Consider the following 13,164-nt stretch of genomic DNA (forward strand, 5'->3'; position numbering starts at 1 on the left):
TTGATTTCATTGACTTTCCTGTTCGCTTTGTAAACGGGTATGGTGGCCTCCCACTTTTGAGGTTCACGATGCAGGGTTGGCACACAACGTTTTTGGGGATGCGTGGGCTCCCCCGCGATATCAGCGACTTCGAGATGAAGGCATTTTTCACCTTCGATGGTGCCGAGCGCGACGCAATCAATGCACGCCGAGGTGATTCCCACAAGCTTGGTCTGGCGCTCCATATTGGTTTCCTGCGCATGAGTGGGCGTTTGCTCGGTGCCTTTCGGGTAATTCCAGTAGCCTTGTGGCGCCACCTTGGCAACGAGCTTGGCATTGCAGCACCAGAAGTCGCCTCGCTGAGAGCCATGTATGAACGCGGGCGCACGCTATTCGATCACCAACAAGTAGCCTGCACGGTCCTTGGATTCCAGTGGATGAGCGAGCACCAGCGCCGCTCACTGGTACGTGAACTGCGCGACGAAGTGGCGCGCTGCGCCGACCGCGATCAGCTACTCGTGCGGGCGCGTCAATGGCTGTACAAGAACAAGCTGGTGATCGTGCACGAGCGGGCAATTCGGACACTGATTGCGGCGGCACTTGCCCAGCTTGAAGTTGAAACAGGCACCGCCATCGCCGCCAGCGTTGATCCAGCAACACTTGATCGCTGGCGAGCCTCAGTTTCAGAGCTGCGCCCAGATGGACAAACCCAGCAGAGTTGGCTATGGGCTGCACCGGCGAAACACTCAACCCGCCAAATCAGCGAGGTACTGGAGCGCATCGACCTGCTTTACACGCTGGACGTTCATAAGCACCTGGCAGACATCCCCGATCTCATCTTGCGCCGCTACGCGCGCCGACTTGTCTCCAGGCCGCCCTCAGCCGGAGCCAAGATCAAAGAGCCAGCGCGCACCGTGGAGGTCGCATGCTTTCTTCGGTATTGCCTGTTCACCACCACAGACCAGTTGATCCTTATGGTGCAGCGCCGGATCGCCGATCTGTGGCGTCAGGCTGCCGCCGATGTCCCCGCTACCGTCAATTGGGCCGCAATGTACAAAACGCTGCTCGGCGAACTTGTTGCCTTGAGCGCGCAAGGTGCGGTGCCAGATGCTGAGTTGCGTGCCCGTCTTGAAGCCTTGATCACCGAAACCCAGAAACGCAAACCACCGAGCAGGGCCTCCCTGGTCCGCGAGGGATTGATTGATGGAATTCGCCCCGTGCGGTCGTTGCTCGTCGCCATTGCAAAGCTGCCCTGGCAGGCCACCGGCGAGCATCCTGCCATCGAGTACCTTGCCAAGCTGCAAGCTTTATATCTCAAAGGATCCAGAAAGCTGCCAGTTGAAGTGGTGGCACCAAGTCTGGGAATGATCTGGCAGGTTTCGATCTCCAGCCCAGACCGGGAACGGGCGTTTCAGGCGTTGGAGGTGGCCACCCTGTTTGCCCTGCGCCGCGCGGTGCGCAATGGCTCGGTCTGGATTGAGCACAGCCTGAGCTTTCGGGGTCGTGCGCGCTTGTTCTTCACGGACGAGCGTTGGCAGGCAGAGTCCAAGAAACACTATGCCCGTCTATCGTTACCCAGCAAGGCTGCCACTTTCTTGAAGCCTTTGCTGGCCAGAGTAACTGCCGGTGTCGATGCGGTGGCCGCTGCAGCCCGCAGTGGCGTACTGCGCGTGGATGATGAACTCCATTTGTCGCCATTGCCCGCAGAGGACGAAGACCCAGAAGTGACCAAGCTGCGCGCGGCTTTGGATCACCGCATCGGTGAGGTTCAATTGCCGGAAGTGATTCTGGCCGTTGACGCCCAGGTGCGCTTTAGCTGGATCATGCTCGGACGTGAGCCGCGCTCTACCGACGAGCTGCTGATGGTCTATGCCGGCATCATGGCCCACGGCACCAGTCTGACTGCGGTCGAATGCGCGCGCATGATTCCGCAATTGTCTGCCACCAGCATTCGCCAGGCCATGCGCTGGGCGCGGGACGAACGGCGTCTGAGCCAGGCCTGCCAGGCTGTGCTGGAATTCATGCAGCGACACCCGATTGCCGCCACCTGGGGGCGGTCCGATTTGGCATCTTCTGACATGATGAGCATGGAGACCACCAAACGGGTGTGGCAAGCCCGGCTTGATCCTCGGCGCAACACACCTTCCATTGGAATCTACTCCCATGTAAAAGACCGGTGGGGCATCTTCCATGCGCAGCCCTTTGTGCTCAATGAGCGCCAGGCGGGCGTGGCCATTGAAGGTGTCATCCGCCAAGAAAAGCTGGAGACCAGCCAGCTTGCTGTGGATACCCATGGCTACACCGACTTTGCCATGTCACATGCCCGTTTGCTTGGTTTTGATCTTTGCCCGCGGTTGAAGGAACTCAAACAGCGCCACCTCTTTGTGCCACGCGGCACCAAAGTGCCCGCAGAAATCGCTGCGGTGTGCGAAGCCAATGTCGACGTCGCTTTGATCGAAAAGCATTGGGATAGTCTGGTGCACCTGGCAGCCTCGGTCATGAGCGGACATGCCAGTGCGGTGGCAGCTCTTGCGCGGTTCGGTTCTGCCGCCCAGGGCGATCCAATCTATGAGGCTGGCGTGCAATTGGGGCGGTTGCTGCGTACGGCGTTTTTGGCTGACTACTTTGTCAAGGACGCTTTCAGGAACGAGTTGCGCCGGGTGCTCAATCGGGGCGAGGCTGTTAACGCCCTCAAGCGCGCCATTTATACCGGCCGGATCAGCCCGGCGCAGGCCAAACGTGTCGATGAAATGCAGGCTGTGGCCGATGCGTTGAGCCTGATGGCCAACATCGTGATGGCGTGGAATACCTCACAGATGCAGGCGGTCCTGGATCGCTGGTCGAACCGCCGCCAGGTCATTCCACCGGAACTGATCGGGAAGATTGCGCCCACCAGGCTGGAGAGCATCAACTTGCGGGGTGTGTTTCGCTTCCCGGTTGACCGCTATGCTGACCAAATCCTGCCTTCGCGGCCAAATGCATCGATAACTGGCACCAATGGATGAAACCGACCACGGTTTGACGCCACGAATCGCAGATTTGAAAGTGAACAGGAAAGTCAATGAAATCAACGATCTACCAACACCACCTCCGCGCCAGTGCTAGCTTTTCGTACCGTCACTTATTGCACTGAAAACGAGGAGACCCCGCAGAGCTGCGTGCTCGGCTTCCCACTTCTCGTTGAAGCTGGCCACATGGCCGGCCAGCGTCACGATGCCGTCCTTGACCTCGACACCGATGGCTGCGGCGCCTACCGAAGGCTCCCACGCAAGTTCGGCCAGCACGTCGTGCTGGATCTGGCTATCGGTTTTGGTCATGACTGTCATCCTTGTTGGAAAGAGGCAGCTTGTGCGGCAACGGCCTCTGAGGTCTGTGCGCCAACGCACCTCCGCGGCGACGATGATTCGTCGGCAAGCGTCATCCCGCCTGCGCACCGCTGTAACGCGCCTCCTGGAGATCGATCTCGCGCACCATGCGCGCTTGCGTCGCGTCGCTGATCCGGTGGTCGTGGGCGCGCAGCAGAATTTCATCGCGCTCGGCACGCAGCCCGACCAGGCGCAGTTGGCTGTCGATGGCATCGGCTGCGTGCCGCCGGTCTGCGGCGCCAGCTTTGCCAGGATCCATATCGATTTGCTGCCGATAAAGTGCGATCAGACGGGACGCCGCTGCCGCGTAGACACCGGCGTCGACGCCGGCGCTTGTAGACGTTGGGAGCAAGCGAGCAAGCTGGGCACGTTCGATCGCACCGATGGCGGCTTCGGCTGCCCATGCTCTGGCCTGTTCCTCCTGGGCGACACGGGACGTCTCAGGCAACACCACGCCCCGCAGCGCGCGTGGCAGCAACACGGTGGCGACCAGAAGCGACATCAGGATGACACCGGCCGCTAGAAAAATGGCCAGATCGCGGCCCGGAAAGGGTGTGCCGTCGCTCAGCGCCAAAGGCAAGGTGAGCACGCCTGCCAGCGTGACGGCGCCCCGCACGCCCGCCACCGACATGGCAGCCACCACACGCCACCGCTGGCCGTGGGACGTCTGCACGAGGGACTGCATGCCCAGGTAGGCGACCTTCATCGATGCCCAGACCCACGCGAAGCGCAGCGCAGCCAGGGCGATGACGATGCCCAGCACATACACACCGAGCCACCACGGGTTGTGATGTCCCGTTATTCGTACGGTCTCGCCCGCACCGGCGAGGATCGACGGAATCTGCTCGCCCAGGAGCACGAACACACTGCCGTTGGCCAACAGCTGCAACGTGTCCCATACTGCCGTGCGCCGGATGCGCGTGACCGCCTGCCAGTGCGCATGTGGACTGTGGCCCATCGTGATGCCGGCCGCGACGGCGGCCAGAATGCCCGAGCAATGCAGGGCTTCGGCCAGCAGGTACACGCCAAAGGGAATCAACACGCTCGCAAGGATCTGCGCGCCGCCGTCGTCGCCCACCAGCACTGACGGCGACGACGAGCGCGCACGTGTCACCAGCCAGGTCACGGCGAACCCGACGCCCAACCCACCCGAGGCGACCCACAGGAAGTCGAGCAGCGCCTGCGAGAGTCCGAACGACCCCGTGAGCGCGGCGGCGACGGCGAATCGCATGCACACGAGGCCCGAGGCGTCGTTGAAGAGCGCTTCGCCCTCGAGGATGCGGCGCATGCGCAATGGAAGCGGCGTCTGGCCCGCGATGGCCGACACGGCGATCGGGTCGGTCGGCGAGATCACGGCCGCCAGCGCGAACGCCACCGGCAGCGGCACCGCGGGGATCAACCAATGGATCAGCAGCCCGATGCCAAGCACCGTGAAGACCACCAGCCCCAATGCCAGCGTGACGACGGTCGGCGCATCGCGCCGGAGGTCGTCCTTGGGGATGCGCCATCCGTCGAGGAACAACAGTGGAGGCAGCAACAGAAGGAAGAACACATCCGGGTCGAGCGCCACGGACGTGAGGCCCGAATAGAACACGCCGCATCCGAGCGCGATCTGGATCAGCGGCACCGGCAGGCGCACGGCTCGGGCGATCAGACGGCTGGCAACGACGGCCAGCAGCATGATCAGAACGAGACGTGTCGCATCCATGTCGTCGGCGGGTAGGCCTCGGCTATCGCGACACTATCGAGCAGCGATTCGCACTGACCGGACTCGCACTCGGGCTCACTCGAATGCCTTGACCAAGGCCTCGAACTCCGCCTTGATCGATCTGTCGTGGCGCGTGACGGGCGGGATCTTGCGGTCGATGTGCAGCAGTTCATAAACGGCCGTCTGCGCCGCCCGCACCGAGTACTCGACGGTGAAGACCACATCGTCCGCCAGCTCCACGAACTGGCTGACGAATGCAAGGTTTTGGGAGCCTGCGGGCACCGGCAGCGGCCGATCGCCGGGCATGCGCGGCATGAACATGCTGGTGATGTAGGGCATGCGGCAGGGAATGCAGTTGCCCGTCTCAACGGTCGAGAGGTCGAAGCGCAGGTGGCCGCAGAGTTCCTGAAGGATCTCCGCCCCATTGCACTGCTCCATCGGCTTCGGCACGAAGTTGCCGACCCGGTCTGGCAACAGGCCGTAGCCCCAGAACACCTGCACGTCCGCCGGCTGGTCGATGAAGTGCGGCTGGTGGGCCAGCACGATCGACATGAGCCAGTTCGAATCCTTGAAGGTCACCAAGCCGCCGGTGCCCGCCTCGTTGCCGCTGAACTGCGCCATCGCATCGAAGAATTCGGGGTTCTGCAGCGTGACGGTGAACGACTCCCAGCAGGACTGCGCGATGCAGCTGTTGAAGGCCCCCGGGTTGCTGAAGCCGGGCCGGTTCGTTGCCAGGTTCTCCCACAGCGTCCAGCCGCCCCCCTCCGTCTTGCTGCGTTGCGGCGGTGCCTCGCTCATCGAACCGAGGCTGGACGAATCGGTCATGGAGCCGTTCTGAAGAAACACCAGGTCGCCGTCTCCCACCGCGATGCGCGCGGATTGCCCCTGATGCGTCGTGTGAATGCCGGTCACCACCAGGCGGTCTTCACGGGTGGTGTGGTCGAGCATGGTCACCATGCAGTCCATCACGAAGTGGACGCCCTGCCCCTCCAGCCAGGCCTGCAACGGACGCACCAGCGAGTCGTATTGGTTGAAAACCGTCCGCTTGACACCCCCGAGGGTCTCGATGCGAGAAAACTCCAGCACGAAGCGATGCAGGTAACGCCTGAACTCGACCGCGCTGTGCCAGGGCTGGAACGCGAAGGTCGTCACCCACATGAACCAGAACTCGGTTTCGAAGAAAGCTGGCGACAACCAGTCGGTGATCCGGCTGGCGCCCATCGTGGCTTCATCGGCGGTGCTGAGCTTGAGGAGCTCCAGCCGGTCCTGCATGGAGAAGCCCATCGACTTCACCGGCACCTTGGCACGCCGTCGATCGACCAGACGCGCCATCGCATGCGACTTGTGCTTTTCGTTGAATGCGAGCGTCTCTTCGAACACGGTGGTAACGCGCTCGCCGAGCGCGGGGATCGTCTTGAACAGGTCCCAGGTGCATTCGTAGTTGTCGGTGGTCAGCATCCGCCCTCCGCGCAGCGAGTAGCCCTTCACGGGATCGCCTGCGCCGTCGAGGCTGCCGCCCGCCACCGGACCGGCTTCGAAGATCGTGATGTGATCGCCCGGGATGTGGCCGTCGCGAACCATGAAGGCGGCCGCGGCCAGCGAGCCGATGCCGCTCCCGACGAGATAGGCTTCGGGTGGAGTAGTCATGGCCTGGAGGCTAGTGGGCCGGGCAGCGCCAGGTCTGTGCGCTGGCGAACGGAAAGAATGGCCGGCCGCGGCGAACATGCGCACATGCCTGATCCACACACGCCCCCGTCGACCACGCCGGCACAGCCGCTGACGATGCACAGTGCCCGCATCACCGCGGCGATGCGCTATCGGGGGGACGATGGCCGGCATCGCACCATCCCCAAAGGCCCGTGCCTGATCGAGAAGATGGAGGGTCCGGTGGTCGAAGTGATCTGGGGGGCGAAGGGCCAGAACTGCACCATGCTCCCGCTGAACGACGTGGAAGGCGCGGCAGCCCGCGGCGACCTGGTTCTGCTGGACTGACGCCTGGGCCTGCGTCGTCAGACCGCGGCGCCGAAGAGTGCGCCGACACCCCAGGTGATACCGAGGGCCAGCGCACCCCAGAACGTGACCCGCCACGCCCCGACGACCATGCCGGCGCCGCCGACGCGCGCCGCCACCGCGCCGAGACCCGCCAGGAACACCAGCGTGCTGCCGCACAGCCAAGGCATCAACGCGTCATGGGGGGCCAGCATGACCACCCCCAACGGCAGCGCTGCACCGGCCGCAAAGCTGCTTGCGGAGGCCAGCGCGGCCTGCACCGGCCGAGCGCTCAGCACGGTCGAGATGCCGAGTTCATCGCGCGCATGCGCGCCGAGCGCGTCGTGCGCCATCAGTTGCTGTGCGACCTCTTTCGCGAGCGTGGCATCGAGACCGCGGCGCACATAGATGGCCGCCAGTTCGCGGTGCTCGGCAGCCGGCTCGGTCTGCAGTTCGACGCGTTCCCGCTCGAGGTCGGCCTTCTCCGTGTCGGCCTGCGAGTGAACCGAAACGTATTCTCCGGCGGCCATCGACATGGCCCCGGCCACCAGCCCGGCGATCGCCGTGGTGAGGATGCTTCCGTGGCTGGCATGGGCCGCCGCTACGCCGGCCACCAGACTGGCCGTCGACACAATGCCGTCGTTGGCACCCAGCACGGCTGCGCGCAGCCAGCCGACACGGTCGGTGCGGTGGCGTTCCCTGTGGGCGCGGCTGCGTGGGGATGTCACCGGTTGCCTCCGTTCTTTCGCCGTGATGCCAGCATGCGCACCAGCGTGTTGTCGTGCCGCAGGTAGTGATGCGCCAGCGCCGCTGCGGCGTGCAGACCCATCAGGAAGTAGCCGATCGTCGCCAGCGTTTCGTGCAGCGCCTTGACCTGGCTGGCCAGTGCTTCGTCGGGCGCCATCAGCGCAGGCAGTGCTGCGCCAAAGAGCAGGATGGGCTTTCCCGCCGCGCTGAGCGTGAGCCAGCCGAGGATAGGCATCGCGATGAGGAACGCATAGAGCGCGACGTGCCCTAGCCGTGCGAGCAACCCTTGCGTCGCCGATAACGCCGGAACAATGGGCGGCGCCGCACCCGCCGTCCAGCGCACCGCGAGACGCGCGGCCACAGTCAGAAGAACGCAGAGGCCCAAAGAGAAGTGAAGGGCTTTCATGCTGGCGCGCAAGCTACTTCCCTCCGGTGCCCAGCCGCGAAGTTCCATGCATGCATAGACCGCGGCCAGCAGCAGCGCTGTCAACCAATGCATGTCGATGACGGCGCTGCTGAATGCTTTGCTTGTGTTTTTCAGGTTCATTGTCTCTTCCGGAGATTGCGCCGCGCGGAGTCTCACAGCGGCTTGCCTTCGCAATGCGCACGCGTCTCCTTGCGTCCTTCTCACATTGACGCAAATCGGCCACGCCGACCGTCTGCCAGCGCACAGAGCATCACGGCAACGGCAACGGCAACGGCGCAGGCGACCAGTCCGGGCGCGTGTCGCGCTGGCTGTCGACAACGACGAGATAGCGCCCGGCATCGCTGATCGGCCGTCGATCCTGCGCCAGCACCCAAGGTGGCGTTCCTTCGGCCAGGGCGGACGCGCTCGCTGCCGTTTCATAGTCGGCATCGAGCACACCGAAATGATCGAGCAGCCGGTTGAGCGCCGCTGGAATCCGGATGCAGCCCTTGGACTGCACGCTCCCCAGCTTGTGCTCCGCCAGCACCGGGTCGGTCGCATGCATCTGAAGCCGCATGGTGCTGTCACCGCCCTTGCCCCAGCCTCGCCGGGCCTTCTGCCAGCCCAGGTCGTACACCCGCATCCCCTTGGCACCATAGCCGCGGAACCCGAACTCGTTTCGAGTGCCTTCCGCGCGGAAGTCGGGGTTGGAAAGCGAATGATCGAACACGCCGAGCGGCGTCTCGAAGTGATCGAACTGCCCGACCCGACCCGTCGACACCGGTGAGGCACCGATCAGGAGGGCTGGCTCGCCCAACGCAACCCAATAGACCAGGATGGCCTGCACCTGCGGACTGCGGTCGACCACCGCAACGTACTGCGAACCCAGCAATGGCACACCTGCGCGCTGAAACTGCTCGCGTGCGAGTTCGGCGTAATGCAGAACCGCATCCGGCGGAAGGTCGAGCCGCTGCGGGACCTGTTCGCGGTAGGCCACGCTGAGTTCGGCCGGTTGCGCGACAGCGGTGCCAGCGCATGCGAGCGACGCCAGGACGAACAGTGCCGGTCGCAGGGCGAAAAAAAGACGTTGTGCGGTCTGCTTCACGGGTGCTGCATGGCGACTCGCCATGCACTGGATGGAGGAGACCGGAGCATTCCCGATGGGCACATCCATGACTGTCTGCCAGCGCACACACGCCGTCGCGTGCAGCCAATGCGCCCTATGTGCCCTAACGCACCGACGCCGCGCGGCCAGCCTGCAACCCTGTCCGGCTCAGGAAACCCAATGCCCCCAAAGAATCAGTCCGACGCCCTCCGCCAGGCCGCCGCACTCCAGGCCGCCATCTTCAACAGCGCGATGTTCTCCAAAATCGCCACGGATGCGAACGGTGTGATCCAGATTTTCAACGTGGGCGCGGAACGCATGCTCGGCTATACCGCTGCTGAAGTCATCGACCGCATCACGCCCGCAGACATTTCAGACCCGGCAGAACTCATCGCTCGGGCCAAGGCCTTGAGCATCGAGCTGTCGACGCCGATTGCTCCGGGGTTTGATGCGCTGGTCTTCAAAGCCGCCCACGGCATCGAAGACATCTACGAACTGACTTGCATCCGCAAGAACGGCAGCCGCTTCCCCGTCGTGGTCTCGGTCACGGCACTGCGCGACGCCGATGAAGCGATCATCGGCTACCTCCTTATTGCAACGGACAACAGTGCACGCAAGCAGGCCGAGGCGGCCAAGCGCGAGCACGACGCCCTGCTGCAAACGATCCACCTGCACTCCATCGTCTCCGTGACCGACCGGTCTGGACGCATCGTCGAGGTCAACGACGGCTTTTGCCTGATCTCTGGCTACAGCCGGGCCGAGCTCCTTGGTCAGACGCACCGCATCGTCAATTCGGGTGTGCAGAGCGAGACATTCTGGATCGACATGTGGCGCAGCATCACCGCGGGCGAACGCTGGCGAGGAGAGATCTGCAATCGTGCGAAGGACGGATCGCTCTACTGGGTCGACAGCGTCATCGCCCCTTTCCTCGACGAAGCGGGACAGACCCAGAAGTACATCTCCATCCGCACCGATGTCACCGCTCGCATGGAAGCTGCGCAAGCCCGGCTGCTCATGAATGCCGACCTGGCGCATGCCAAGCAAGTTGCCGAGAAGGCGAACCTGGCGAAGTCGGAGTTTCTGTCGAGCATGAGCCACGAGTTGCGCTCGCCGCTGAACGCGATTCTCGGCTTCGCGCAGCTGCTGGATAGCGGCTCACCCGCCCCCACACCGCCGCAGAAAGAGAGCATCGATCAGGTGCTGGTTGCCGGGTGGTATCTGCTGGCGCTCATCAACGAGATCCTGGATCTGTCGCTGATCGAATCCGGCAAGCTGTCACTGTCTCCGGAATCGATGGCGCTGGCGGACGTCCTGACCGACTGCCAGGCGATGATCGAGCCGCAAGCCCGCAAGAGCGGTATCGCCGTGATGTTTCCGGGGCTCGCCTGCCCTCATTTCGTCAAGGCTGACCGAACCCGGGTCAAGCAGGTGTTGGTCAACCTGTTGTCCAACGCGATCAAGTACAACCGACCGGGCGGTTCGGTGAAGATCGCATGCCACGACGCTGGCACGGGGCGTGTGCGGGTGACGTTCGAAGACACCGGCCCAGGCCTGCCTCCTGAAAAGCTGGCCCAGCTGTTCCAGCCCTTCAACCGGCTGGGCCAGGAATCCGGCACGGAGGAAGGCACCGGCATCGGCCTGGTGGTCAGCAAGCGCCTGATCGAGCTGATGGGCGGCGCCATCGGCGCCATGAGCACCGTCGGGGTCGGCAGCACGTTCTGGATCGAACTGGACGCGGCGGCCGCACCTGAACTCGGGTCCGACTTTGCAAGACTCGAGCCCCTTCCTCGCGCCCGAGGCGACGCAAACGCGCCCCGCCAGACCTTGCTCTGCGTGGAGGACAACCCGGCCAACCTGCTTCTGATCGAGAAGCTGATCGCCCGCCGCCCCGACATCCGCCTGCTCAGCGCCAGGGACGCGGAGCGCGGCATCCAGATCGCGCGCAGCCGCCAGCCCGACGTGATCCTGATGGACATCAACCTGCCGGGCATGAGCGGCCTCGAGGCCCTGCGTGCGTTGGCCGGTGACGCGCGAACCTCCTGCATGCCTGTGATCGCGCTCAGCGCGAACGCGATGGCCCGGGACATCGAGAAGGGGCTCGAAGCGGGCTTCTTCCGCTACCTCACCAAACCCATCAAGGTCGACAAGTTCATGGAAACGCTTGATTCGGCGATGACGGCGGCGCGGAGCCGTGCTGCCGCAACGGCCATCCCTGGAGACACATCATGCTGAACCCACACGACGTGCTCGATGCGCGCATCCTCATCGTCGACGACGAACCCGCCAATGTGCAACTGCTGGAGCGTGTGCTCGCCGAAGCCGGGTACACCAACGTCGTTGCCACGATGTCGTCAAGGGATGTCGAGACACTGCACCACGACAGCCCGTTCGACCTGATCCTGCTGGACCTGCAGATGCCGGAAATGGACGGATTCGAGGTCATGGACAGGCTCGACACGGTGGCGACCAACGGCTATCTGCCGGTGATCGTGCTCACGGCCCAGCCGGGACACAAGTTGCGTGCGTTGCAAGCCGGCGCGAGAGACTTCATCAGCAAACCCTTCGACCTACTGGAGGTGAAGACGCGCATCCACAACATGCTGGAAGTGCGGCTGCTCTACAAGGAGCTGGCGCGCTACAACGAGGTCCTCGAGCAGACAGTGCGCGAGCGCACGGCGGCGCTGGCGGAAAGCGAGGCGCGCTATCGGCGCCTCACGCAGCTGGCGTCCGACTGGCACTGGGAGGAAGACGGGGAAGGCCGGTTGCTGAACCTGTCGGGACCGGCGATGGAGATGCTCGGACTGCCCGTGGAAGCCCCACCCGGCGCTGCACTGTTCATGGCGGCAACGGGCTGGGACGAGACGCAGCGCGAGGCGCTGCGCAAGCTCATCGCCAATCGCCAGCCCTTTCTGGATTTTGTCTTTTCGCGCGCTGGCGCCGATGGCGTTCGACAACACTTTCGCGTGAGCGGGGAGCCCATCTTCGACGAATCGTGCCGCTTCGTCGGCTACCGCGGCATCGGGGTCGAGTTTGCCGAGGATGGCATCCACCCGATCGCGAGCCGCTAGCGTGGACACCTTCCATGACCCGCGGAAGAACCACCTGCTGGCCGCCCTGCCCCCACCGGACTTTGCCGCCATCGCCGCCTCCCTGGAACCCGTGACGCTCCGTCTCGGAGACGCCCTCTACGCATCTGGCGTGCCGTTGCAGCACGCCTATTTCCCCGGGACGGCCATTGTCTCGCTGCACTACGTGACGACCTCGGGTGCATCGTCCGAGACGGCAGGCGTCGGCCATGAGGGGGTGGTGGGTGTCCCCCTCTTCATGGGCGGCGGCAGCACGCCGGGGTCCGCCGTGGTGCAGACCGCCGGCTTGGCGTTTCGGCTGAGCCGCACCGTACTGCAACGCGAGTTTGACCGCGCAGGCGCGCTGCAGCGGCTGCTGTTGCGCTACACGCAGGCGCTCATCGCGCAGACCACGCAGACCGCCGCGTGCAACCGCTATCACTCGGTGGAGCAGCAACTGTGCCGTTGGCTGCTGCTGACGCTCGACCGCATCCCTTCAGGCGAACTGACCATGACGCAGGAGCTGATCGGTTCCATGCTGGGCGTGCGACGCGAAGGCATCACCGAAGCCGCCGGCAAGCTGCAGGCTGCCGGGCACATCCGGTACCGACGCGGCCACATCGCAGTGCTCAACCGCGCCGGGCTCAATGCCCGCGCCTGCGAATGCTATGGCGTGGTGAAAAAGGAGACGGGCCGGCTCATGGTCTCGACCCATCACCATGATGCGTCCAGCAATCACCCGTGAGATCCCCTGAATGCCGGTCTCCTTCGCTTTCGTTCGGCAGCGTACAGACTGTGCT

The 13,164-nt window shown here is 64.0% G+C and carries 11 protein-coding genes; 5 read left to right on the forward strand and 6 right to left on the reverse strand.

What is annotated here, in order from left to right; all coding sequences use genetic code 11:
- Window positions 1-68: 68 nt before the first annotated feature.
- Entirely contained in the window at window positions 69-2,984 is a 2,916-nt protein-coding gene (locus tag ACRSCF_RS28720) for a Tn3-like element IS1071 family transposase (RefSeq protein WP_003049965.1), read from the forward strand.
- A gap of 96 nt (window positions 2,985-3,080) precedes the next feature.
- Here the strand turns inward: ACRSCF_RS28720 and ACRSCF_RS28725 are convergent, their stop codons facing one another.
- The 3 genes from ACRSCF_RS28725 to ACRSCF_RS28735 all read right to left on the reverse strand — a co-directional run bounded on the left by ACRSCF_RS28725 (window position 3,081) and on the right by ACRSCF_RS28735 (window position 6,699).
- Window positions 3,081-3,296: a BON domain-containing protein gene (locus tag ACRSCF_RS28725; protein WP_203400415.1), complete on the reverse strand. Its 216-nt coding sequence runs from the start codon at window positions 3,294-3,296 to the stop codon at window positions 3,081-3,083.
- A 100-nt stretch (window positions 3,297-3,396) separates the two neighbouring features.
- Window positions 3,397-5,052 (reverse strand): Na+/H+ antiporter, encoded by a 1,656-nt coding sequence (locus ACRSCF_RS28730; protein ID WP_432675171.1) that lies wholly within the window; start codon window positions 5,050-5,052, stop codon window positions 3,397-3,399.
- A gap of 75 nt (window positions 5,053-5,127) precedes the next feature.
- A complete protein-coding gene (locus tag ACRSCF_RS28735) occupies window positions 5,128-6,699 on the reverse strand; it encodes an oleate hydratase (protein WP_017405798.1) in 1,572 nt (523 codons plus the stop codon).
- 84 nt (window positions 6,700-6,783) lie between these two features.
- On the opposite strand from ACRSCF_RS28735, the gene ACRSCF_RS28740 reads away from it, so the two are divergent.
- Complete coding sequence (locus ACRSCF_RS28740; RefSeq protein ID WP_146100200.1) at window positions 6,784-7,044, forward strand: hypothetical protein; 261 nt, start codon at window positions 6,784-6,786, stop codon at window positions 7,042-7,044.
- Between the two features lie 17 nt (window positions 7,045-7,061).
- Here the strand turns inward: ACRSCF_RS28740 and ACRSCF_RS28745 are convergent, their stop codons facing one another.
- From ACRSCF_RS28745 to ACRSCF_RS28755, 3 genes are all read right to left on the reverse strand, one after another.
- Complete coding sequence (locus ACRSCF_RS28745; protein ID WP_017405796.1) at window positions 7,062-7,769, reverse strand: VIT1/CCC1 transporter family protein; 708 nt, start codon at window positions 7,767-7,769, stop codon at window positions 7,062-7,064.
- Window positions 7,766-8,335: a cytochrome b gene (locus ACRSCF_RS28750; RefSeq protein ID WP_026062493.1), complete on the reverse strand. Its 570-nt coding sequence runs from the start codon at window positions 8,333-8,335 to the stop codon at window positions 7,766-7,768. The genes ACRSCF_RS28745 and ACRSCF_RS28750 overlap by 4 nt, the downstream gene beginning before the upstream one ends.
- Window positions 8,336-8,465: 130 nt before the next feature.
- A complete protein-coding gene (locus ACRSCF_RS28755) occupies window positions 8,466-9,368 on the reverse strand; it encodes a hypothetical protein (RefSeq protein ID WP_017405794.1) in 903 nt (300 codons plus the stop codon).
- Window positions 9,369-9,479: 111 nt separating this feature from the next.
- On the opposite strand from ACRSCF_RS28755, the gene ACRSCF_RS28760 reads away from it, so the two are divergent.
- Genes ACRSCF_RS28760 through ACRSCF_RS28770 form a run of 3 tightly spaced genes read left to right on the forward strand, consistent with a single transcriptional unit; the run spans window position 9,480 to window position 13,109 of the window.
- Window positions 9,480-11,531, forward strand: coding sequence for a PAS domain-containing hybrid sensor histidine kinase/response regulator (locus ACRSCF_RS28760; protein WP_017405793.1), 2,052 nt, complete (start codon window positions 9,480-9,482; stop codon window positions 11,529-11,531).
- Window positions 11,525-12,367, forward strand: coding sequence for a response regulator (locus ACRSCF_RS28765; RefSeq protein WP_017405792.1), 843 nt, complete (start codon window positions 11,525-11,527; stop codon window positions 12,365-12,367). The genes ACRSCF_RS28760 and ACRSCF_RS28765 overlap by 7 nt, the downstream gene beginning before the upstream one ends.
- 1 nt (window position 12,368) lies before the next feature.
- The gene (locus ACRSCF_RS28770) at window positions 12,369-13,109 is read left to right on the forward strand and encodes a Crp/Fnr family transcriptional regulator (protein ID WP_017405791.1); all 741 of its coding nucleotides are present in this window, start codon (window positions 12,369-12,371) and stop codon (window positions 13,107-13,109) included.
- Window positions 13,110-13,164: the final 55 nt, after the last annotated feature.

The organism is Delftia sp. 11MD, from assembly GCF_050907895.1.
In the GTDB taxonomy this organism is placed as follows: Bacteria; Pseudomonadota; Gammaproteobacteria; order Burkholderiales; family Burkholderiaceae_C; genus Comamonas; species Comamonas tsuruhatensis.

Excerpts from the sequence above, each read along its gene's own strand:
- ACRSCF_RS28755 (WP_017405794.1), bottom strand. The coding sequence starts at position 9,368 with ATGGATGTGCCCATCGGGAATGCTCCGGTCTCCTCCATCCAGTGCATG.
- ACRSCF_RS28740 (WP_146100200.1), top strand. The coding sequence starts at position 6,784 with ATGCCTGATCCACACACGCCCCCGTCGACCACGCCGGCACAGCCGCTG.
- ACRSCF_RS28735 (WP_017405798.1), bottom strand. The coding sequence starts at position 6,699 with ATGACTACTCCACCCGAAGCCTATCTCGTCGGGAGCGGCATCGGCTCG.
- ACRSCF_RS28725 (WP_203400415.1), bottom strand. The coding sequence starts at position 3,296 with ATGACCAAAACCGATAGCCAGATCCAGCACGACGTGCTGGCCGAACTT.
- ACRSCF_RS28760 (WP_017405793.1), top strand. The coding sequence starts at position 9,480 with ATGCCCCCAAAGAATCAGTCCGACGCCCTCCGCCAGGCCGCCGCACTC.
- ACRSCF_RS28765 (WP_017405792.1), top strand. The coding sequence starts at position 11,525 with ATGCTGAACCCACACGACGTGCTCGATGCGCGCATCCTCATCGTCGAC.
- ACRSCF_RS28720 (WP_003049965.1), top strand. The coding sequence starts at position 69 with ATGCAGGGTTGGCACACAACGTTTTTGGGGATGCGTGGGCTCCCCCGC.
- ACRSCF_RS28750 (WP_026062493.1), bottom strand. The coding sequence starts at position 8,335 with ATGAACCTGAAAAACACAAGCAAAGCATTCAGCAGCGCCGTCATCGAC.
- ACRSCF_RS28730 (WP_432675171.1), bottom strand. The coding sequence starts at position 5,052 with ATGGATGCGACACGTCTCGTTCTGATCATGCTGCTGGCCGTCGTTGCC.